Annotated in this window: 18 protein-coding genes; 3 read left to right on the top strand and 15 right to left on the bottom strand. The window is 69.1% G+C overall.

Features of this window, described 5'->3' with window-relative positions; all coding sequences use genetic code 11:
* Positions 1-19 precede the first annotated feature (19 nt).
* Positions 20-478, bottom strand: a complete 459-nt coding sequence (locus tag E1262_RS08800; protein ID WP_132102752.1) for a nuclear transport factor 2 family protein — start codon at positions 476-478, stop codon at positions 20-22.
* A 179-nt stretch (positions 479-657) separates the two neighbouring features.
* On the opposite strand from E1262_RS08800, the gene E1262_RS08795 reads away from it, so the two are divergent.
* Positions 658-1,443, top strand: coding sequence for a GNAT family N-acetyltransferase (locus E1262_RS08795; protein ID WP_132102751.1), 786 nt, complete (start codon positions 658-660; stop codon positions 1,441-1,443).
* Here E1262_RS08795 and E1262_RS08790 read toward each other — a convergent pair.
* The 13 genes from E1262_RS08790 to E1262_RS08730 all read right to left on the bottom strand — a co-directional run bounded on the left by E1262_RS08790 (position 1,432) and on the right by E1262_RS08730 (position 15,902).
* On the bottom strand, positions 1,432-3,702 hold the full coding sequence (locus tag E1262_RS08790; RefSeq protein ID WP_132102750.1) for a N,N-dimethylformamidase beta subunit family domain-containing protein: 2,271 nt from the start codon (positions 3,700-3,702) through the stop codon (positions 1,432-1,434). The two genes, E1262_RS08795 and E1262_RS08790, sit on opposite strands and share 12 nt — an antisense overlap.
* On the bottom strand, positions 3,699-4,853 hold the full coding sequence (neuC, locus tag E1262_RS08785) for a UDP-N-acetylglucosamine 2-epimerase (protein ID WP_132102749.1): 1,155 nt from the start codon (positions 4,851-4,853) through the stop codon (positions 3,699-3,701). Before neuC ends, E1262_RS08790 begins: the two co-directional genes overlap by 4 nt.
* A 3-nt stretch (positions 4,854-4,856) precedes the next feature.
* On the bottom strand, positions 4,857-5,885 hold the full coding sequence (locus E1262_RS08780) for an NAD-dependent epimerase/dehydratase family protein (protein WP_132102748.1): 1,029 nt from the start codon (positions 5,883-5,885) through the stop codon (positions 4,857-4,859).
* Positions 5,886-5,929: 44 nt separating this feature from the next.
* The gene (locus E1262_RS08775; protein ID WP_132102747.1) at positions 5,930-6,742 is read right to left on the bottom strand and encodes an SDR family NAD(P)-dependent oxidoreductase; all 813 of its coding nucleotides are present in this window, start codon (positions 6,740-6,742) and stop codon (positions 5,930-5,932) included.
* Positions 6,739-7,872, bottom strand: a complete 1,134-nt coding sequence (locus tag E1262_RS08770) for a DegT/DnrJ/EryC1/StrS family aminotransferase (RefSeq protein WP_132102746.1) — start codon at positions 7,870-7,872, stop codon at positions 6,739-6,741. The genes E1262_RS08775 and E1262_RS08770 overlap by 4 nt, the downstream gene beginning before the upstream one ends.
* Positions 7,869-8,867, bottom strand: coding sequence for an SDR family NAD(P)-dependent oxidoreductase (locus E1262_RS08765; protein ID WP_203453695.1), 999 nt, complete (start codon positions 8,865-8,867; stop codon positions 7,869-7,871). The genes E1262_RS08770 and E1262_RS08765 overlap by 4 nt, the downstream gene beginning before the upstream one ends.
* The gene (locus tag E1262_RS08760) at positions 8,864-9,511 is read right to left on the bottom strand and encodes a PglD-related sugar-binding protein (protein WP_132102745.1); all 648 of its coding nucleotides are present in this window, start codon (positions 9,509-9,511) and stop codon (positions 8,864-8,866) included. The genes E1262_RS08765 and E1262_RS08760 overlap by 4 nt, the downstream gene beginning before the upstream one ends.
* Before the next feature lie 83 nt (positions 9,512-9,594).
* Entirely contained in the window at positions 9,595-10,032 is a 438-nt protein-coding gene (locus tag E1262_RS08755; RefSeq protein ID WP_132102744.1) for a hotdog family protein, read from the bottom strand.
* A 5-nt stretch (positions 10,033-10,037) separates the two neighbouring features.
* Positions 10,038-10,505 (bottom strand): FAS1-like dehydratase domain-containing protein, encoded by a 468-nt coding sequence (locus tag E1262_RS08750; protein WP_132102743.1) that lies wholly within the window; start codon positions 10,503-10,505, stop codon positions 10,038-10,040.
* Positions 10,498-11,643, bottom strand: coding sequence for an acyl-CoA dehydrogenase family protein (locus tag E1262_RS08745; RefSeq protein WP_132102742.1), 1,146 nt, complete (start codon positions 11,641-11,643; stop codon positions 10,498-10,500). The genes E1262_RS08750 and E1262_RS08745 overlap by 8 nt, the downstream gene beginning before the upstream one ends.
* A gap of 7 nt (positions 11,644-11,650) precedes the next feature.
* A complete protein-coding gene (locus E1262_RS08740; RefSeq protein ID WP_132102741.1) occupies positions 11,651-14,059 on the bottom strand; it encodes a hypothetical protein in 2,409 nt (802 codons plus the stop codon).
* The gene (locus tag E1262_RS08735) at positions 14,059-14,934 is read right to left on the bottom strand and encodes a 3-hydroxybutyryl-CoA dehydrogenase (protein WP_132102740.1); all 876 of its coding nucleotides are present in this window, start codon (positions 14,932-14,934) and stop codon (positions 14,059-14,061) included. The genes E1262_RS08740 and E1262_RS08735 overlap by 1 nt, the downstream gene beginning before the upstream one ends.
* The gene (locus E1262_RS08730; protein ID WP_132102802.1) at positions 14,931-15,902 is read right to left on the bottom strand and encodes a 3-oxoacyl-ACP synthase III family protein; all 972 of its coding nucleotides are present in this window, start codon (positions 15,900-15,902) and stop codon (positions 14,931-14,933) included. The genes E1262_RS08735 and E1262_RS08730 overlap by 4 nt, the downstream gene beginning before the upstream one ends.
* Before the next feature lie 263 nt (positions 15,903-16,165).
* Between E1262_RS08730 and E1262_RS08725 the strand changes: the two genes are divergently transcribed.
* Positions 16,166-17,383 (top strand): phthiocerol/phthiodiolone dimycocerosyl transferase family protein, encoded by a 1,218-nt coding sequence (locus tag E1262_RS08725; RefSeq protein WP_132102739.1) that lies wholly within the window; start codon positions 16,166-16,168, stop codon positions 17,381-17,383.
* On the opposite strand, the gene E1262_RS08720 is transcribed toward E1262_RS08725, so the two are convergent.
* Positions 17,331-18,620 carry a phthiocerol/phthiodiolone dimycocerosyl transferase family protein gene (locus E1262_RS08720; protein WP_162605826.1) on the bottom strand — a complete coding sequence of 430 codons (1,290 nt, stop codon included), beginning with the start codon at positions 18,618-18,620 and terminating at the stop codon, positions 17,331-17,333. The genes E1262_RS08725 and E1262_RS08720 overlap by 53 nt on opposite strands.
* A gap of 189 nt (positions 18,621-18,809) precedes the next feature.
* Here E1262_RS08720 and E1262_RS08715 point away from each other — a divergent pair, with 189 nt between their 5' ends.
* Entirely contained in the window at positions 18,810-20,792 is a 1,983-nt protein-coding gene (locus E1262_RS08715) for a CocE/NonD family hydrolase (RefSeq protein WP_162605825.1), read from the top strand.
* The last annotated feature ends 4 nt before the right edge of the window (positions 20,793-20,796 follow it).

Raw genomic sequence — 20,796 nt, 5'->3', positions numbered from 1 at the left:
CGACGCCGGGCCACTCAGCTCACCGGCTGTAGGCGAGAGACCACTCGGACATGTCCTGAATCTCGATCGCGCGCTGGATGAGGCCATCGCGGAAGTCGAGCACCAAGGCGATCTCCTTGTTCTCAGCGAGCGTGTTTGTCTTCGTGATCGTGTAGCTGTATGCCGTGAGAACGACGACGCGGTCGCCGGTCGCCACGTATTCTGGGCGGCGTTCCACTCTGAGATCAGCGACGATCTCTGCGTCGTCCTCAAGGAAGAGCTTCGTGACGGCGCTCTTTCCCGTGAACTCGCCCCCGTAATACGGCGTGTTCGCCGGACAAGGAACATGGAAGACGACGTCGTCGGCCAACAGGCCGAGGAAGTGGCTGTAGTCGAGCGGGCCGAACCCATCCCGTTGAGACTGGGATTCGACGAACCGAGCCTCCAGGTGCGAGCACGCTTGCCGCGCCAATTCGATGTTGCGTTCTTCCTTCGACATCACGTCGACCCTCCACAAGTCCGGATAACCCAATGCTGAGGTTGCCGGCCACGATCCTGGCCGGTGAGGACGCCAACCTCCAAGGGGGCAGCTTTATCCCTCTTGACGCTGGTTTCTACTAACGAAATACTGTTTTCATTCTCTGAGTCCTGCTCGCGTTCGTCAAGAAGGAGAGATCGGTGACCGATTGGGATCCTCGACGTCCGGCGGACGACACCATCGTCCGGCAGGCTTATCTCGCTACCGCGTCGTGGCCGGTGGAGATCGCGAAGCGGGCTGGCCGTCCGTGGCACGATGGTGAGCAGTGGGCCGGCGCCTGGCTGGGTGATCACGGGACCTTGACCAACCCCATTGTGCTGGTGCGTCCCCTCGAGGAGCCGGCGAAGCTGATAGAGGAGCTGGATCGGTTCTTTCCGGCAGGCGTGCCGTTCGTCGTGGTGAGCCCGTGGCCGACCACCGATCTCGCGCCTTTCGGGCTCAGTCTGCTGGGCCACTTTCCACTTATGGCGCGTTTCCCGGCGCCGGAGCGGGAAGGCAGGCAGACAGGCGTGATTGTCCGCGAGGTGACCGGCACCGACCAACTTCTGGCCGCAGAACGACTGTTCGCCACCGCTTACCCTGAACCAGACCTGCTCCCGACGTTGCACGACGCTGATTCGCGAACCACGGTCATGAAGGAGCCACTCCGGGTCTGGCTCGCCTATCTGGATGACGAGCCCGTAGCGGTGGCCGCCGCCCACATCGCTGCGGGAGTCCAACTCGTCCTGGACGTCGCCACCCTGCCCGAGGCACGCGGACATGGGGCTGGCACAGCGGTGTCCTGGGCCGCGACCCGGGGCGAACCGGACATGCCGGCGGTATTGGGTGCAAGCGATGCCGGGCGACCGATTTACGAAGGTATGGGGTACCTTGCCATCACGCGTTGGGCGTCGTGGCTGCGTCCGGGAAGCCCCTCAGGAGTCTGACGGCACGCTGAACGGCCGGGGATCGAGAAATCGTCTGAGCACGTTCTCTGTGATCCGAGAGACGTCGTTGACATAGCCGTTGTGGGCAAGGCTTCCGGACCACGCTATCGACCCCACCGAGAACACAGCTCCACCGTTGTCAGACTCGAAGAAGACCATGTCCGCCCGTACTTTGTCGTTCTGGCTGCCACCCTGCGCCGAATCGGCAACCATGACCTCCTCGATCGCATGCTGAAAGTGGTCGGTGAAACCGGCCGCCGAGGCAAGCACAAGCGCGTGCTCCGGGGTTCCCAGCGACGTATCGGCCCGGTCGATCTCGACGCCGGCCGCGCCGTGGCCGCAGACTAGGTTCGGGTGATCACCGATCGTCGTGCCCTCGAGACCGGCAAAGACAAAATCAACTCGCGGATCATGACTGGCGTCGGTGCGCCGGTACGGCCGGCCGAGGCCGTAGCCCTGTGCCGTGAAACCGACGCCCGTCAGCTCCTGCGGAGCCAGACCTCTCATACGCCAGATCCCGCCCAGCTCACCAGTGGTGGACAGGTGCCATGCCCCTGGCTCGACCTCCCATGCCCTGGTGGCGGGCCCCCACCGACGAACTTCGATGGTGTGGCCCTCGATCTCCTCCAGAGCGGTGACCCAGTAGAACCCGTTTCCACCGAGGTACATGATCCTGCCGCCGCCATCGCGGAAGCCGAGCAGTGCATCGAGCATCGCCATGCTGACGTATTCCGGATGGCTCCCGGTCAACACCACCCTGTATGGCTCGAGGAGCTCGAGCCCTTCGCGATGTAGCTCGACGTCCGTCACCACGTCATAGGAGAACCCGCGTGCCCGCAACCAATCGAGGATGTAAAGATCCGCGTTGAGCTGGTGCGCGCCACCACGCCCGAGCGCAAGGGGCGTCCACCGATAACCCGGACGCAAGCTCAGCAGGGGTCGGCGCCATGATGAATAGCAGACACCGCTGCCATCTGCGTGCCGATCGTAGAGACTGTGCAGCCGGTTGTCGATGATGTATTCGTCCTCAGGTTGCTTCGGATAGTCGATCGAACCGACGGACTCCACGAATGAGGCCCGGAGGTCCTCATCCTCCAGGCAATGCTCGTTGGCGTAGGCCAGGTAGCTGAACACCGGAGCGATGAAGAGCACGTCCGAGGTGGGTCTGCCGTGCCGCGGCCGAATGAATAAGGGGATGCGATCCTCTCCGATCGCTTCGTCGGTCAACCTGAGCGCGTAGGCGCCGCTGGGCAGGTCGGGCACCGTCCACTCGATGACCGGCTGCCAACGAGCGTCATCGAGGTCGTCGGAGTGCAGGTGTATGGCACCGAACTGATCTGGAGCGACTCGGTGATCGGCGACCTCATGGTCCCAGAACGGCCCCGGCACCCCCCTGGCGGGCAGATTGATCGTGTGGCCGTGCCGACCACCGGGGCCGGTGTCAAGAACGCGGCGCGCTTGCGGCTCGCTGCCGAAGTCCCAGGCAGCGACGGGGTTGGTGACGGTGGACGGCACTCTCCCGAGATCGAGCTCGGTCAGTTCCTCGGCTCGTAGGACCACGTCATGGATCGACGGGTTCCCGACCTTTCCATCGAAGCCATGCGCCATGTGGCTCCCGCCAGAGTCCCGAGCGCCAATGAGCAGATCAGCAACCGTTCCCGGGATACCTGTCAGATCCGCGGTACCGCTGATGTTCAGGTCAGCGCGATGCACCACGCTCGTACGGCGCCCTGTTCGCCGCAGATGCCGAGCACCCGCGGCGAACACCCCAGAGGAGGATTCGGCAGTGAACGACACAGCGAACCACATCTCTGCTTCGATTGCCCCGCTGGATCGCATACGGCGCACTGCGCCGCCCGGCTCGTGAAGCTCCAACTGCAGTCGAGCGTCGGCATCCAGTTCCAGGGCCCAGCCACCCGGCGTGCCTGCGCCACAGCTGACAATGGTCCGCGAGCGCCCGTCGCAAGTCGTCGGGTACATGAAGAGATGAACCGTCAAGGAGTTCGACGTCCACGGCCGTCGTTTAGCGGGCAGCACGACGTATGAACCCCGGACCAGGGCTTGAGGCTCCGCCTTGTAGGACGCGTTGAGTGAGCAATCCACCGGGACTTCCTGGTGTCCTGGGCTTTCCGCATGCGAGTCGGCGTGTGCCAGACGAACGAGTTGGGCGTTCACACGACCGGTTGTCGTGCTCACCATCACCTCTAGGAGCTCACCCGGCGCCACGCAAGGCGTGTTGGTGTACCCGACGACCCTCATCGCGGCGCACCTGCACCGATCAGAGGCTCGCCGATCGCAGTCTCTCGTAAGAAGGCCGAGATTCTGTCCGCCGCACGTCCGTCCCCGAAGGGCGACTGGCTCCGCGCGGTGCGCGCAAGGTGCGCCGGGCCGAGGGCCTGGCGGATCGCTGCCGCGATGTCACGACTTGACTCACCGCAGTCGATGACTGACGCCGCGCGGGGGCGGCCGTCTTGGCGGCTGCCGATGTTGACCGTCGGCGTGTGCAGCGCCGGCGCCTCCACCAGCGCGCTGGACGAGTTCCCGACGACCACTGACGCCTGCTTCACGAGGCTCAGATACACGGCCTGCCCGAGCGACGGCATGGTCGTGGATCGGTGCGGGTTGTCCACCACGTAGCGCTCGATCGGCGCATAAACCCCCGAACCGCCCTGGTCCACGTTCGTCCCAGTGAAGACGACCGTCGCTTCGGGGAACTCGTCGAGTGCTTCCAGCAACCCGACGATGCCGTCACGGCTGCCACGAGGATCGGCGGTGGCGGGGTGGTACGTGACGACGAACAACGGGTCGCTCAGCTTGACCCGCAAGACGTCGGCGAGTTCGACCCGGGACAGGAATGACATCGTCCGCACGGTGTCCAGACCAGGGGCACCGAAGGCATGCACCTGGCTCGGGTCCTCACCCATCTGGATGACGCGCTGCCGGAACTCCTCGTTCGACGTGAAGTGGAGCTGCGCGAACTTCGTGATCGCGTGCCGGACGGAGTCGTCGGTCGAGCCGTAGGAGAGCTCCCCGCCACCGATGTGGGCGACCGGCAGCAGCCGCAATGCAGCGGCGACGGTGACGGCCAGCGCCTCGTAGCGGTCACCGAGGACGACGAGGAGGTCCGGCCGCAGCCGGTCCAGGGCGTCGGCGTAACCGATCAGGCCGAGGCCGAGCGACTTCGCCACGGCGGTCGGCGTGTCCGACGCCAGCACGATGTCGACTCGCTCGTCGACCCGGAAGCCGTCGGCCTCGATCTGCTCGACGGTGGACCCTTGGGCACGCAGGAGATGGCCCCCGGAGGCGAGCAGTCGCAGGTCGACCTCGGGGTCGCGGTCGAGCGCCCGGATGAGGGGCAGCAGCGGCCCGTAGTCGGCCCTGGAGCCCGTGAACACGCAGATCCGGCGCACGGGTCAGCTCACCCGCGTTCCGGCCAGATCCGGACCACTGACCGCGGCGCGGACTATCGCGGCGAAGTCGCGGCTCGGTGCGTACCCGAGCCGCTGTGCCGCCTTCTGGTTGGAGAGCTCGAAGGCTAGCGTGACGGGGAGCTCGACGGTGACGGTGTCGAGGCCGAACTGGCGGGCCATGACCGCCGCACCCTCGCTGAACGTGGTCGTCCGCGGGCCGACCATGTTGAAGTCCTCCCCCGCCGCCTCCGCGCGCTCGACGGCGAGCAGGAGACCGTCCGCCGCGTCGCGGACGTGCGTCAGGTGTATTGCCCACGGTTCACCAGCCGGTCCGGCGAGCGCCACCGCCGGGTTGTCGTCGCGGGCGCCCGCGACCTCGTTGACTGCCAGGGCCAGATCGGGCCGGTCGGCGAACAGCGCCCAGAGGTTGCCGCGGCGTCCGGCCTCGTGCTGGGCAGTCAGGAACGCCTGGGTCCAGTCCAGCCGGAACAAGGGCAGCACCTCGTGCGGCTCCACGACCGAGCCCAGCCGCACGATCGTGTACTCCAGGCCGTGCAGCTCGGCGAGGTTCTGTACCAGCTGCTCGGCCAGCAGCTTCGACGTCCCGTAATAGTCACCCGGAACCTGCGGGTGGTCCTCGGTGATCGGGGTGAACCGTGGCCTGGCCGGCCCATACGTGTTGTCGGTGCTGGCCAGGACGAGCCGGCGGACCGGCGTCCGAGCCGACGCCGCCGCCTCCAGCAACCGCAGGGTGCCCAGCACGTTGCCGTCGAAAAGCTCGTCGATCGGCCGATCGCCAGGCACCATCCGGGCTGCCAGATGCACCACGACGTCCACCCCGTCAACGGCCCGCGCGAGCGAGCCGGCGTCGGCCAGCGAAACCTCGACGACCTCGACGTCGCGCGCCAGTGCCGGCGTCAGCACCCGGCCGCCGGGGCGTACGGTGCCGCGCACGGCATGTCCGGACGCCAGCGACCGTGTCGCGAGCTCCGTGCCCACGCGGCCCGCCACGCCTGTGATCAGGATCCTCATCGCCTGCCTGTCCTCTCTGCCGAACCTTGCTGGGAGTGCTGGCGTCACCAGACCGACCAGCCGCCGTCGACCACCCAGTCGGCGCCGGTCACGAACGAGGCGTCATCGGATGCCAGAAACTCGACGACGGCGGCGATCTCCTCGGGTCGGCCGAGACGGCCCAGAGGGGTCGCACGCGCGAAACGGGCGGCGTTGTCCGCGCTGACAGAGCGCTCCGGCGTCCGGATCATCCCCGGCGACACCGTGTTGACCCGGATGTTCCACTGCGCGGCCACGACCGCGAGCTCCCTGGTCAAAGCCGCGACGGCGCCCTTGGACGCGTGGTAGGCCGGCGACCGCAGCGGCCCGCCCTCCGCGTCCTGCGGATACACGCCCTCGTAGAAGGCGCTGTTCAGGCCGAGCGAGCCGTAGATCGAGCCGATGGTGACGACGGAGCCGCGGCCCCGCTCCCGCATGCAACCGATCGCCCAGGACGACAGCAACGCCACCGCCACGAGGTTGGTCTCCAGCTCCGCCCGCCAGATCTGCGGCGACTGCTCGAACAGCGGCATCGCGGTCGACCGCGCCGCACAGTTGACCAGAAGGTCGAGCCGTGACGCCGAGGCGGACCAAGAACGGATCAGCGCCTCACGCCCGTCGACAGTCGCCAGGTCGCAGCAGAGAGTGTGGACCGACTCCGACGGCGGGCCGGCGAGGACGGCCGTCTGTTTCAGGTCGTCCTCGTCCAGCCCGGCGATCAGGCAGCGCCAGCCGTTCCGGGCGAGCCGCAGCGTGATCGCGCGGCCGATCCCCCGGCCTCCGCCCGTGATGATCGCGACCCTGGGCGAGCCGCTGGGTTCGGTCCGTTCCACCCTCATGACGCCGCCAAGATCGAGGCGAGGGCCGCGACGACGGTGCGCTGGTCGTGCTCGGACAGGTGCGCCGAGCTGGGCAGCGAGAGGCCGCGGCGGTATAGGTCGTCCGCGACCGCACCCCCGATCCGGTCCGCGGAGCGGTACGGGCGCTGGTCGTGCAGGGGCGGCCACAGCCGCCGGGTCTGGATGCCGTCGGCGGCGAGGGCGGCGACCAGCTTGGCGGGGTCGAGGCCGGGATCGTCGAGGAGGATGGAGTAGAGCCAGAAGGTGGGGTCGGCCCAGTCGGCCGACGGCGGCGGCGTCACCGGCAACGGGCGCAGCGACTCGCGGTAGCGCGCGGCCAGGGCGCGCTTCGCGGCGACCTTGTCCGGCAGCTGCTCCAGCTGCGCGCTCGCGACGGCTGCGGCGATGTTCGTGAGCCGGTAGTTGAACCCGACGTCGTCGTGGCGGTAGTGCTCGCCCGGGGCCTTCGCCTGATCGGAGAGCCGGGCGGCGACGTCGGCCAGCTCGTGGTCGGCGGTGACGATCGCGCCGCCGCCGCCCGCGGTGATGATCTTGTTGCCGTTGAACGAGAAGCAGCCGGCGCCGCCGGCCGTGCCGACCTGGCGGCCGGCGAGCGTCCCCTCCGTCCAGGAGGCGCCGAGCGACTCCGCAGCGTCCTCGACGATGTCGATCCAGAAGCGGTCGCGGAGTTCGAACAGCGGCTCCATCCGAGCCGGGTGACCGAGCACGTGCACGACCTCGACGATGTCGGGGATCGGCCGGCCGAGGCGGGCCCGCCGAACCACCTCGTCGTGCAGCAGCTCAGTGTTCATGTTCCAGGTCTCCGGTTCGCTGTCGACGAGCAGCAGCGCGGCGCCGGTGTAGTGGGCGGCGTTGGCGGAGGCGATGAAGGTGAAGTCCGAGACCGCCACGACGCTGCCCGGCCCGGCGCCGGCGGCCAGCAGCGCGACGTGCAGGGCGGCGGTCCCGCTGGCACAGGCCACCGCGCGCGGGGCGCCGACCGCGGCGGCGAACTCGCGCTCGAACCGCCCGACGAACGGACCGGCCGAGGAGACGTAGCCGGTGTCGATGCACTCACGCAGGTACCGCGCCTCGTTGCCGCCCAGCGACGGCTCGGACAGGGGGATCACCGCTGGTACCTCGCCGCTCGCTCCGCGTCCACGCGCGGCGCCAGCCATGCCGCCGTGGCGGCCAGCCCGTCCCGCAACGACCAGCCGGCCTGCCAGCCCAGCTGCTCCTTGGCCCGGCTCGGCTCGGACAGCAGCAGCTGCACCTCGCTGGCCGCCGGACGCACCCGCTCCGGGTCGGTGACGGCCACGGCGTCGACGCCGGTGACCGCGCAGCACAGCTCGAACAGCTCGCCGATCGACACCGACTCCCCGGTGCCCAGCTGCACGAGCGACCCCGGCGGCAGGTTGGACGTCGCCATCCGGACGAACCCGTCGACGGTGTCGGTGACGAAGGTGAGGTCGCGCCGCGGCTCGAGGCTGCCCAGTCGCACCGTCGTCGCGCCGGCGAGCAGCTGACCGAGGATCGTCGGGATGACGGCGCGCGCGGACTGCCGCGGCCCGTAGGTGTTGAACGGCCGCAGCGTCAGCACGTCGACACCGAAGGACCGGGCATAGGCCTGGCAGAGCTGGTCGGCGGCGATCTTCGAGGCGGCGTACGGCGACTGGCCGCACAGCGGGTGCGTCTCGGTGATCGGCACCGACTCCGGCGTGCCGTACACCTCGCTGGTCGACGTGCTGACCATCCGGACGTCTCCGGCGTCGCGCACCGCTTCCAGGACGTTGAGCGTCCCGGTGATGTTCGTGTCGACGAACGACTCCGGCGCCTGGTAGCTGTACGGGATCGCCACCAGTGCGGCCAGGTGGAACACGATGTCGACGTCGTGGACGGCGCGTCGCACCGAGCGGGCGTCGCGGATGTCGCCCAGCTGCAGGTCCGTCGCCGCCAGCTGGTCCGCGCCGAGTTCGTCGAGCCAGCCGTAGGACCCGTTGGAGTTGTAGACGCAGAACGCGCTGACCGACGCCGCCTCGCGCAGCAGCCGCTCGGTCAGGTGGCTGCCGATGAACCCGTCGGCGCCCGTCACCAGAACCCGCCGGCCGGCCAGCCCGCCGCTCATGCGGTGATCCGGCCGCGCCGCAGCCGCGTGGGCTTCGCCGGGATCCCGACGACGACGGCATCCGGCGGAACGTCCTTGGTGACGACCGCGCCGGCGCCCACGACCGCGCGGTCCCCGACCACCACATCGCCGAGGACGATCGAGCCGATGCCCAGCATCACCTCGGCGCCGATGACCGCCCGGGCGCCGACGGAGGCGCCGCCGGCCATGAGCACGTAGTCACTGATCCGGGAGTCGTGCCCGGCGAACGTGTTGACCTCCATCATCACGTGCCGGCCGACCTCGGCGCCGGCCACCACGTGCGCCGTCTCGAAGATCAGTGACCCGGCGCCGACGCTGGTGTGCAGCCCGAGCCACGCCGCCGAGTGCACCAGCGTCGCGGGCTCGCGGCCGAGCTCCGTCGCCATCATGTCCAGCCGGCGTCGGGCGGACGGCAGGCCGACCCCGATGACGTAGTCGGCGTCGAGCTCCCCCAGCTGGTCGTCGCCACCGAGCACCGGGACGCCCCACACGTCCGGCTCGTCCACGCCGCCGTCGAGGAACCCGAGCAGCTTGACCGCGGAGCTCTCCCGCTCAACGTCCTGCGCGAGGCCGATGATCTGGCGGCCGAGGCCGCCGGATCCGAGTATCACCAGTGGGCGCACGCGATCGTCCTTCCGCCGAGGAATGCACTCTGACCAGCGCTGTCGATTCTTGTGCGATGCGACCGCCCGGGGCAGGGGGCGCGTTACGGCCCGGCCGGCCAGGCCACCGTCGCGTGGCCCGGCGCGCACGGCTCGCCGCGCTGGTTGTGTTCCTCCAGCCGCAGGTCGGCGACGCGCTCCGCTGGCGCGTCCCGCACGGCGACGACCGCCCCCGTCACGATCAGCTCGTCGCCGGCGACGGCGATGCCGCGGTTCTGCCAGCCGAAGGCGCGCAGCGACGCGTCCGGCCCGGCCCAGGCCAGGACGGCGTTCAGCAGGACGCAGCCGTGCAGGTGCGACTGCACGAGTACGTCCGGGTAGCCCTCGGAGCGGGCGTACGCGGCGTCGTAGTGGATCCGGTGCGCGTTCCAGGTGACGGCGCTGAACCGGAACAGCTGGACCGTGCTGGTCCGCTGCCGGTACGGCGGCAGCGCGTCCCCGGCGGTGACCCCGGCCGGCCGCGTCCGCGACCGCGTCGACATGTCCGTCACCTCGCCACGAACGTCTCGCGGCACGTGACCAGCGGCCGGTCCGCCTCGTCTGTGAACCGGCGCTCGACCGTGAGCAGCAGCAGGTCGCCGGAGCGGCCGGCCTTGCGCCGGACGTCGAGGAGCGTCGTGTGCTCGACGACCCGGTCGCCGGCCCGGACCGTACCGTGGAACTCCAGCTCCTGGCCGGCACCCATCAGCCGCAGCCCGTCCAGTGGCAGCCCGCGGGTCTCGTCGGCGCCGGACCCGTCCGGCCGCAGCTCCGCCTCCGGCGGCCCGGCCGACCAGCCCATGACCGAGCTCAAGTACAGCGGCGGCACGGCTCCGTCCACGGGCGGCGGGCCTCCGGCGGCGACGGCGAACCGCTCCAGGTCGCGGGCCGGGAGCGCGCCGAGGTCGCGGCGCCGCGTCACGCCGGCCTCGGCGGCCAGCCGGGCGGCGGCCGCGCCGATGACGTCGTCAGTCACGGGCGGCCGGTCCCAGCAGCTCGCGCGCGATCATCCAGCGCTGGATCTCGCTGGTCCCGTGGCCGATCCGCCAGACCCGGACCTGCCGGTAGAAGCTCTGGATCGGCAGTTCGCGCGTGTACCCGAGGCCACCGAGGATCTGCAGGCAGCGGTCGGTGACCCGCTGCGCCATCTCGGTCGCGTACAGCTTGGCCATATAGGCCTCGCTGGTGACCGTGCGGCCCTCGTCGGCCAGCCAGGCGGCGCGGTAGGTCAGCAGCCGGGCCGCCTCCAGCTCGGTGACGGAGTCGGCCAGCATCCACTGCACGGCCTGCCGCGACGCGATCGGCCTGCCCCAGGTGGTGCGCTCCTTCGCCCACTCGACGGCGATGTCGACGCAGCGCTGAGCGATGCCGAGCTGGAACGCGGCGATCTTGAGCCGGCCGTGGGTGAGCTGCTCGGTGGCCAGCCGCCAGCCGCCACCGACCTCGCCGACCCGGTTGGCGTCCGGCACCACGCAGTTCTCGAACGAGAGCTCGTGCGGATCCCAGTCGTCGCCCATGGTCGGGATCGACCGCGACCTGGTCAGGCCAGGGTTGTCCATGTCGACGAGGAAGCAGGTGACGCCGCGCGACCCCAGGTCCGGGTCGACGGTGGCGAACAGGATCACGAAGTCCGCCCGCTCGGCGTAGGAGATGAACGTCTTGGTGCCGTTGATCACCCAGTGGTCGCCGTCACGCATCGCGCGGGTGCGGATCGCCGCGACGTCCGACCCGCCACCGGGCTCGGTGAAGGCGTAGCAGCAGCGCAGGTCCTCCTTGATGATCGGGTAGAGGTACCGGTGCCGCTGCTCCTCGCTGCAGGCGTACAGGGTCGGCTCAGGGCTGCCGCCGAACTCGAACATCGCGGGGTGCTGGAACAGCTCCTCTCCCACCAGGCAGGCGCCGAGCGTGCCCAGGCCCTGGCCGCCGTACTCCTCCGGCACGTCCAGCGCCCACAGCCCCTGCCGGCGGGCGCGGTGCTCCAGCTCTGTGCGCAGGTCCGCGGAGAACCGGCCCTCGAGCAGGAAGTCGCGTTCCAGCGGCATCAGCTCGCGTTCGCGGAACCGGCGGACGACGCCGACGAAGTCGCGCAGGTCGTCGGGGATGGTGAAGTCCATGAGGCGGTCAGCTCCCGTCCGGCCGCGTCACCCGCAGCCGCCAGCTCTTGCGCGAGGTGGGCATGATGTCGTCGCCCTCGTTGTCGTGGGCGAGGTAGACGGAGAACAGGTTGATCGCCGACGGTGCCAGCAGCCGCTCGGCGAGCCGGTCCGGGTCGACGGTGACCAGCCGCTCGTGTGTCACCGTCGTGCCGGCCCAGGTCTCCCGCCACGGCGGCTCCACCGGCGTCAGCAGCGACATCTGGGCGTCCGCGGTGGCCGCGTGTTGCAGCTCGCGGTTCGAGCGGATGATGGAGAACCCGCCGTTGAGCAGGAAGAAGATGCTGACGTTGCCGTCGACTCGGCCCTGCTCGTAGCGCAGCTGCTGGGCCAAGCTGGGCAGGCTCGACGGCACCAGCCGGGCGGCGCCGTCACCGATGAACCCCAGCACGTTGCCCGGCCGGGTCAGCGCGACCGCGGGGATCGCCTGCAGCGCGTCGCCCATCAGCGCCCGCCCGTACCAGCCGGAGAACCCCGGCCCGGTGCGGGCCAGGTTGCGAATGGCCGAGATGCCGCCGCGGCCCACGTCGTAGAAGCCGGTGTACTCGTAGTCGTGGCCGGTGATCAGGCCCCGCAGGACCCCGTCGAGCGCGGTGAAGAAGTGCTCGTGGCTCATCGGGACCGACGGAACGGCGGCCAGCGGGTCGCCCGTCGCCCGCCGTGCCCGTGCGATCGCGTCGCGCCGGGCCTGCACCACCCACTCGCCGGGCGCCACCCGCGGTGCCAGGCGGCGCAGGAACGACGACAGCTCCTCGATCACCGGCAGGTCGGTGAACGGCGCGACGTGTGCTGGCGTGTCCGTGACCTGCACGATCCGGCAGTCCTGGTAGAGCACCTTCTCCGGAAACGGGGTGGCGAGGTCGGTGATGCGGCTCTTGAGGAAGAACAGCGCGTGGTCGCCGTGACCCAGCCGCCGGCCGTCGGGATGCAGCAGGCTCCAGACCGGCGGCGAGCAGCCGTAGATGCTCATCGTGCCGAGGAACTCCTCGACCTCGCGGCCCCGGTGGTAGCGCGCGACGGTCCCCGGCCGGCCCAGCGAGTCGACCAGCGCGGCGCCGGTCCGGTGCGCCAGGTCGTAGACGCGCTCCCGCTCCTCCTCCGTCAGGTTGCCGCACTGCCAGACGACCGGTCCGGGCTCCTCGTTCAGGATGCGCGCGACGGCGTCGACGGCGTCGTCGCCGGCCTGGGGGTGCCCGGCCGCGACCGTGACCTTCTGGACGTCGAGCGGGCCGGTCAGGCGCAGGATGGACGGCGCCACCAGCAGCACGACCGGGCCGCCGCGCCGGTGGTAGGCGCGGAACGCGGCGGCGAGGTCCTCGGCCAGCCGCTCCGGCTCGGTCAGGTAGAAGCACGGCAGGCCGCGGGCGGCGAAGACGGCGCGGGCGTCCTCGTCGTCGTGGACCGTGCCCTGGAACGGCTGCCAGCCGCCCGGCGCCGTCTCGCCGAACACGATGAAGCCGCGAGCTTGCGAGTCCCGGAGATTCGCCAAAGTGCCCTTGAGCTCGTCGACCATGCCGGCGGTCGCGACCAGCAGGAACGGCGCCTGGTCCAGCTGCCAGCGAGCCAGCGCGCCGCAGGCCAGGCTGTGTTCGTTGGGGCCGCGCAGGACCGGGTTGCCGGCCTGCCGGGCGATGGTGGTGGCGTCCTGGATCAGCTTGGCCGGCAGTGTCCCGGTGAAGAAGTGCAGCGCCCAGCGCGACCCCGCCTGTTCGGTGAGGAAGCTCGTCAGCGCCAGCGCGAGGGTCCCCGTCGGTTCGGTGTCCGGCAGCAGCGCCCGCGCGTTGGCATGGCGGGCCTGGACGAGGTCGGTGAACGCCGTGAGCACCTCCGCGGCCAGCACCCAGTCGTCGTCGGGCAGCCGCCGCGACGTGCACACCGTCCGCGAGTAGACCTGGTCCTCGTCGAGCTCGTCGTAGACGACGACGGAGTACGGCGAGACGCCGATGCCGAGATGCTGGCGCAGCTTCGCCAGCGTCTCGACGACGGTGTCCAGGCGAGCGCCGACGTCGCTGCCGGTCACCGCCGTCGTGGCGTCGATCAGCAGCAGCACGGTCGGCGCGGCGGTCCACGGGCGCGCGCCTTCCGCCGGCCCAGTCGCCGGGGCCGGCAGGACCTGGCGCAGCCGCTCCTCGACCAACCCGAGCCGGGCGACCTCGACCAACTCGACCCGGGCCTCGGGCAGCACGTCGTCCAGGTAGGCGTTGGCCCGCTCGGTCAGCGTCTGGGCCGGTGGCGGCCATGCGGTCGGGAACACGTCCTTGTCCAGCGCGCCGGCGAACCAGCGGTTGCCCGCGGCCAGTTGGCCGAGCGCCGCAGCGGCGATGGCGTGGAAGGACGGGCTGGTGCTGACGATCGCGACGAACAGGTCCTTCGGCATCACGCGCTCCTCGCGCCGTAGTCGTGGAAGCCGCGTCCGGTCTTGCGGCCCAGCAGGCCGGCGTCGACCATGCGGCGCAGCAGCGGCGGCGGCGAGTAGTGCGGCTCGCGGAACTCCTGGTGCAGCGACTCCCCGATCGCGCTCACCACGTCCAGCCCGACGAAGTCGGCCAGCGCCAGCGGGCCCATCGGGTGGTTGCAGCCGAGCACCATCGCGGTGTCGATGTCGGCCGCGGACGCGAAGCCCGACTCCAGCATCCGGATCGACGACATCAGGTACGGGAACAGCAGCGCGTTGACGATGAACCCCGACCGGTCCCGCACCCGGACCACCTGCTTGTCCAGCACGCCGGTCAGGAACGCCTCCACCCGCTCGGTGCAGCCGCGGTCGGTCAGCAGCGACTCGACCACCTCGACCAACGGCATCCGCGTCGCCGGATTGAAGAAGTGCGCGCCAAGCACCCGGTCCGGCCGGCGCGTCACGCAACCGAGCTTCATCACCGGGATCGACGACGTGTTCGACGCCAGCACCGCGTCCGGGTTCTCGACGACCTTGTCGAGGGTCGCGAAGATCTGCGTCTTCGTCTCCTCGTCCTCCGGTGCCGCCTCGAACACCAGATCCCGGTCCGCGAGATCGCTCAGGTCCGCGGTCAACACGACCCGGTTCCTGGCGCCCTCGGCCTCGTCCGCGGTCGTCGTCCCGCGCCGCACGGCCCGCCTGAACGCGTCGTCGAGGCTCCGGCGGCGCGACGCGACCGACTCCGGCTGACTCACCGCCACGACCACGTCCAGCCCGGCGGTGGCACAGGTCTCCGCGATCCCACGCCCCATCACCCCGCACCCCACGACGCCGATCCGGGTGACGTCGCCGCTCATGCCGACCACCGCAGCAGGCAGGTGCCGATCGACATCCCGCCGCCGAAGCCGGCCAGCAGCACCAGGTCGCCGTCGCCGATCGCACCCGCCCGGGCGGCTTCGTCGAGCGCGACCGGGATGCAGGCGCTGCCGACGTTGCCGTACCGCTCGAGCGTGCGGTGGGTGCGGGCGCCGTCCAGGCCGGACTTGGCCACCAGGTCGTCGAGCAGGTTCCCGTTCGGCTGGTGCGGCACGAAGTGGTCGACGAGCCCCGGCGGGATGCCGGCGCCGGCCAGGAGCGCGTCGATCGCCGGCGGGACCTCCTCGAGCACGAAGTCGCGCACCGCGTGGCCATCCATCGTGAACCAGTGCTCACCGGCCGCCACCGTCTCCGGCGACGCGGGCCGGCGGCTTCCGCCGGCCGGCACTCGGATCAGCTCGTGCGCGTCGCCGCGAGTGTGCAGGCCGACCTCAAGCACGCCGTAGCCCTCCGGGGCCGGCCCCAGCACGGCCGCGCCGGACCCGTCGGCGAACAGCACCGCGGTCCTCCGGTCCGCGACGTCGATGATCCGCGAGTACACGTCGGCGGCGATGACCAGCGCCCGGGCGCCTGGGTCAGCGGCAAGCAGGCCGCGCGCCACCGCGAGCGCGTACACGAAGCCGCTGCACACCGCATTGAGGTCGACGCAGGCGGCCCGGCTCGCGGCCAGGCCCTTCTGGACCAGCGCCGCCGTGGGCGGCTGTGGCGAATCCGGCGTCGACGTCGCGACCAGCAGGTAGTCGAGCTGATCGGGGCCGACGCCGGCGTCTTCGAGCGCCCGTACCCCGGCGGCGATCGCCAGGTCGGAGGTGGCCTCATGGGGTGCCGCGAACCGGCGGGTGCGGATCTGCGTTTTCCGCACGATCCACTCCGGCGTGACCCCGGCGGCCGGCGCCACTTCGGCGTTCGTGACCACCCGATCGGGCAGATAGGACCCGGTTCCGAGCATCCCCACGGGCTGTCGTGTCGCGGCCACCCGTCCTCCAGCCGTCGAGCCGTTTGCTAACGACTCCAGGCTGTCGGCCCGCCCCGTGACCCAGCAGAGGACGACTTCAGGCGCGCTGCCCTCGATTGACAGCGCGCAAGCCAACCATCACAGTATTGAAACAACAGTTTCGTTCTTGCGCGCCGGAAGCCGCATCCTCGCCGTCCGCGCCTGGCGCGGTCACGCTGAACACAAGCACACGCCACTACCACTGGGCATAGGTGATCATGAAGTCTGAACTCGCCGGCACCTCTCCGCTGCGTCGCAACCTCGACCACATCGAATCCCGCGGCTTGGGCTACGCCCCGACCAAGGCGGCTCGCTTCTCAGGACACATAGACCCTGAAGCACTGGAGTCTGCATTTCAGCTCCTTCAGTGGCGCTATCCACTCCTCGCCGCTCGGGTACTTCATGTCGGCGATCAGCAGATCCTCGAGGTTCCAGCGGGACACGTGGCGTCGATCCGTGTCATCACGGGCGGGAGTGAACAGTTGTGGGATTACGTGGGAGAACCCTGGGATCCCGCGAACGGCGTGGCGAAGGTCACTTTGATCGCGGACGACGACGGTGGATACGTCGCGCTCCGTGCGGACCACTCGATCATCGACGGCCGGAGTTGGGACGTCATGTTCGACGATTTCTGGGACATCTATGCGCGCATCACCGAGGACGAGGCTCTACCTGAGGAGCCGCGCGGGCAGCTGCCCCTTCCGCCTACCCACTTCATCGAACGTGCTTTCGGGGCCGATGCCCTGAACGACGTGCGAGCGATCAAGGGCTCTACGGTGCGCACGCGCATCCATCAGGGCCGCATCGACTTCGGCCCCGACGAGACCCGGGCAGTTCGGGCCGCTGCACGCGCTCGCGACACCACCGTCCACGCGATGATCTGCGGCGCCATCATGATCGCGCAGCGAGCCTTCGCCGATCCGGACCCGGAATCGCTCCCGATGGCGTGCCTCACCGTCGTCGACTTTCGCCAGCTCATCGATCCACCCATCAAGCCGACCGACACTACGTGCTTCGTACACACCAGCAAGGCGGACATCGATGTCGCACCCGACTCCGACGCATTCGAACTCGGCCAAAACATCAAGACTCAGCTCGTCAGATCGATTGGGGCACCGCGCGAGTTGCTGGCGTTCAGTGCCACCAGCTATCTCGCATCCTTGGACTCCGGCAGGGTCGAGGACCGCCTTCGTGTTGCCTACGTGACGAACACCGGTGTGCTGCCGACCGCTCGTCACCCGAGGAACGCGCGGATCGTCGACTACGAGAAGGGACTGCTCCCAGAATCGGCATCGATCTTTCCCGCATACCAGGTATATACGTACGGCGGCCGCCTCACGATCAGGCACCTCTATCCCAGCGATGCGTTCGACGCTCAGCAGGTCACGGCGCTGACCGAGGCGATTCGGAAGGAGCTGACGCGGATTCTCCCATGAACTCGGCCGAACCGACCGCCGGCCGAACCGGCCGTCTTCCGCTCGTGCTGGCGAGCCGCCCCAGCAGACTCCCCACCTCCGCTCCAAGCGACTCGACCTCAACCTGTGTATAGGTCGTCGCCGGGTAGACACAGATCAGGTGGTATCTGCCGTCGTAGGTGTAGCCGGCGTACCACGGGAACGGGCTCGTCACCTCGTAGAGCCTGAACCAATCGACGATCTCCAGAGCCGGCGGCTGCTCGAACCGCTCGACAATCCCGATGTTCGTGACCATCACCTTGGCGAGTCGCTGGTCGATGGTCGAGTCGACCAGCGCGGACGCATCGACGTCGGGCAGGTCACGAGTTTGGAGCGCGCGATCGAGCTGCCACTTCACCGCCCTGCCAATGACCGCGGGATCTGCAGCGTGATCGACCGTCACGTCGGCTCTGTGCCAGACGAGCGGCGTCGTGGTGTCTGTGACGCCAAGGCCAAGCGGCGACCTCTTCTGCAGATTGGCCACAGTGAAGCAGGTCATCCTCGCAGGCTGATCCGTGTCGGCACGATCCCTCAACGCCCTGAGCACGACTCCACAGGTCAACGCATGCACAGTCGTCCCCAGTTCACGCGCTGCCGCCAGGAAGTCGCGCGTCGATTGCTCCTCCAGTCGTACGACGAACTGCCGGGCGGAGACGGCCGCTTCGGTGTACTGCTCCGTGCGCGTGTATCGGTCCCCAAGAACGCTACGGAACACTGCGGACGGAGGCATCGGCAGTGTGCCGGATCGGATAGCGCTCACGGTCACGTCGCGACCTGTGACGAGATGTGTGTACAGGGTCCAGAGCCGAGCGAAGATCGCCGTCCAGCTCGGTCCGGTGATGACGGAATGGTCCATCCGCAACGCCACGTATCCATGACGATCGCCGGTGACGACCAGAAGCCGCGCCACTCCATCGCCAGGCTTCCATGACTGGCGCAACTCGGCCCGCAGCTCGTCCAGCCCGCCTGCAAGGAACCCGGTGGTCACACCAGCACCCGGAGGGACCTGCAACAGCAGGCGGTCATCGTCGGGCGTGACCCGCGCACGGATGACCGGAAAGTCGAAGGACAGCAGATCGAAGGCACGTGCGAGTGCGCCTGCGTCGAGGTCGCCCCTGTACTCCGCGATCTGCACGATCGGCTTGTTCACCATCTGCCGTTCGGTGCCATCCAAGTACCGTTCGAGTTCCAATGTTCTCCGCCTCCGGTCGATCGGCACACCGCTGACATGCTGTAACGCAATGGCCAGTAGACCCCTTGATCGACGCTGGCGACCACGGGCCGATTTACTCCTAGAGCAGTTTCTCTCAATGAAGCTGTGATATCGTTGTCCGAAACATCTGTCGGTGGGCCCGCCGCTGTCCGTGCGCCCGTCCCGAGGCGCCGACATCCGTTGGCAGGAGGCTTAGTGGAACCTGCGACCGCCGATCACCGCGCGAAGTACGACGTAGAAATCCACTACGACGTGCGGATCCCCACAACAGATCCATCCGTCAGTCTCTCCGCCGACCTCTACCTCCCAGTCGGCGCCGCCGAGGTCCCTGCCCTGGTCTCCGCATATCCATACCGGAAGGACCTCCTGGCCGCACAGCTCGTCGGAGACAGCTTCGCCTGGTTCGCCGTACGCGGCTACGCCGGTGTTCTCATCGACATCGCCGGAACGGGCTCATCAGACGGCGTTCACCGACCGGAGTTCCACCCCGATGAGGGCGACGACGCCGTCGCGGCCATCGAGTGGGCGGCGCGGCAGCCATGGTGCACCGGCGACGTCGGAATGTGGGGACACTCCTATGGCGCGTACATGGCGTTTCGCGCTGCGAGCCGACGGCCGACGCCGCTCAAGGCGATTCTGCCGATCCAGGGCCCTATCGATCCCAGTCGCCAAGTCGTACATCCCGACGGGAGCCGCGGAGACCTGCACTCGATGGTGTTCCGGGGCGGCTACATGCTGGCGCTACAACTGCTTCCCTCGCTGCTGAACCATCGATCGCCAGCCGAACGCGGTCGATGGCACCGGCGCCTGAACGGCACCGAACCCGTCTTCATGGACTACGCGCGGCACGCGTCCCGTGACCCAGCCTGGCACGACCGGGTCGTGGACATGGCGTCCATCGATGTTCCGGCCTTTTGCGTCGGCGGTTGGCTCGACCTGCACTGTGAAGGCATCGTGAGCGCCTTCGAGCAACTCACCGGGCCGAAGAAGTTGCTCATGGGCCCCTGGGCCCATTTCCTTCCCCAGGTTTCACCGCTCGAGCCAATCGATTTTCTCCCTCTCGCCCTGCGCTGGTGGGACCACTGGCTTCGCGGCGTCGCCAACGGCGTACCCGATGATCCCGCCGTCGTCGTCCGAATCCCAGGAGCACCGAAGCCCTGGCGCGCATTCGACACCTGGCCACCCGCGAAGACCGACCGAGAATTCATGTCCGGCATGGACGGGACGCTGCGGATGGCCGCTCCCGGCGGTGCTCAGGAACCTGTCGGCGTGTATCGCCCCGACCCCACCGTCGGTATTCTGGGCGGGCTCTGGGGCACGACGTTCAGCGGCGCTCTCCCACCGCACGATCACCACGACGACGACATGCGCTCGCTGGCCGTGACTACGGATCCAGTGGCGCAGGACACAGTGCTCATCGGCCGCCCGGAGGTTCGTGTACGAACGGCACCGGCACCAGCGGATCTCTCGCCGACACCCCCGGGTCGTCTTGTCGTGCGCTTGGCACACGTCGACTCGCTCGGCCGCTCGACCTTCGTTACTGCAGGCGTCCTCTGCCCTGACTCCGTCGCAGACGAATACCGGGTCACGCTGCGTCCGACCGCGCGCAGGATTCCTCGAGGCGACCGGATCCGAATCACCATCTCGGACGCGGATTTCCCTCGGCTCACGCCCCTCCTCCAGGCACGTCCTCTCGAGATCGCAGGACTGACCGTCTCACTGCCGGTGGTGGCCGATGAGGTGGGTCGTGAAGTCGACATCACCCCTGCTCCGACCAGCGACACCGCCGAGCCGCCAGATTCTGGCGGCGCACGCGCCCCGGGCCATCGCCGGCGGATCTCTCGTGACCTGGTCGCCGATTCCATCGAAGTCGAGGTGGGGACAGTAAGCCCTCCGTTGCGAACGAACGAGGGACATTCCTTCCAGATCGATTCACTCTTCCACGCCGGGGTCGCGAAGCTGCACCCAGAACAGGCGCAGGTCGAAGGAACCTACCGAGCCACTGTGCGCTACACGAGTGGGGAGATCGTCGAGGTCGCGGTCACCGTTCGATGCAGCCGGGACGTCCTCCGTGCGGACGGTTCCGTGCTGATCGACGGGCTCGAGACCTTCGCCCGGTCCTGGGAAGCTCCGCTGGCCGACACGAGGGACCCGTCCGCCATCGCATCCGGCACTTGACCAG

It is taken from the genome of Jiangella aurantiaca, from assembly GCF_004349105.1.
Classification (GTDB): Bacteria; Actinomycetota; Actinomycetes; order Jiangellales; family Jiangellaceae; genus Jiangella; species Jiangella aurantiaca.
The sequence above is the reverse complement of the archived record's forward strand: the minus strand, read 5'-3'. Positions and strand labels throughout refer to the sequence as shown.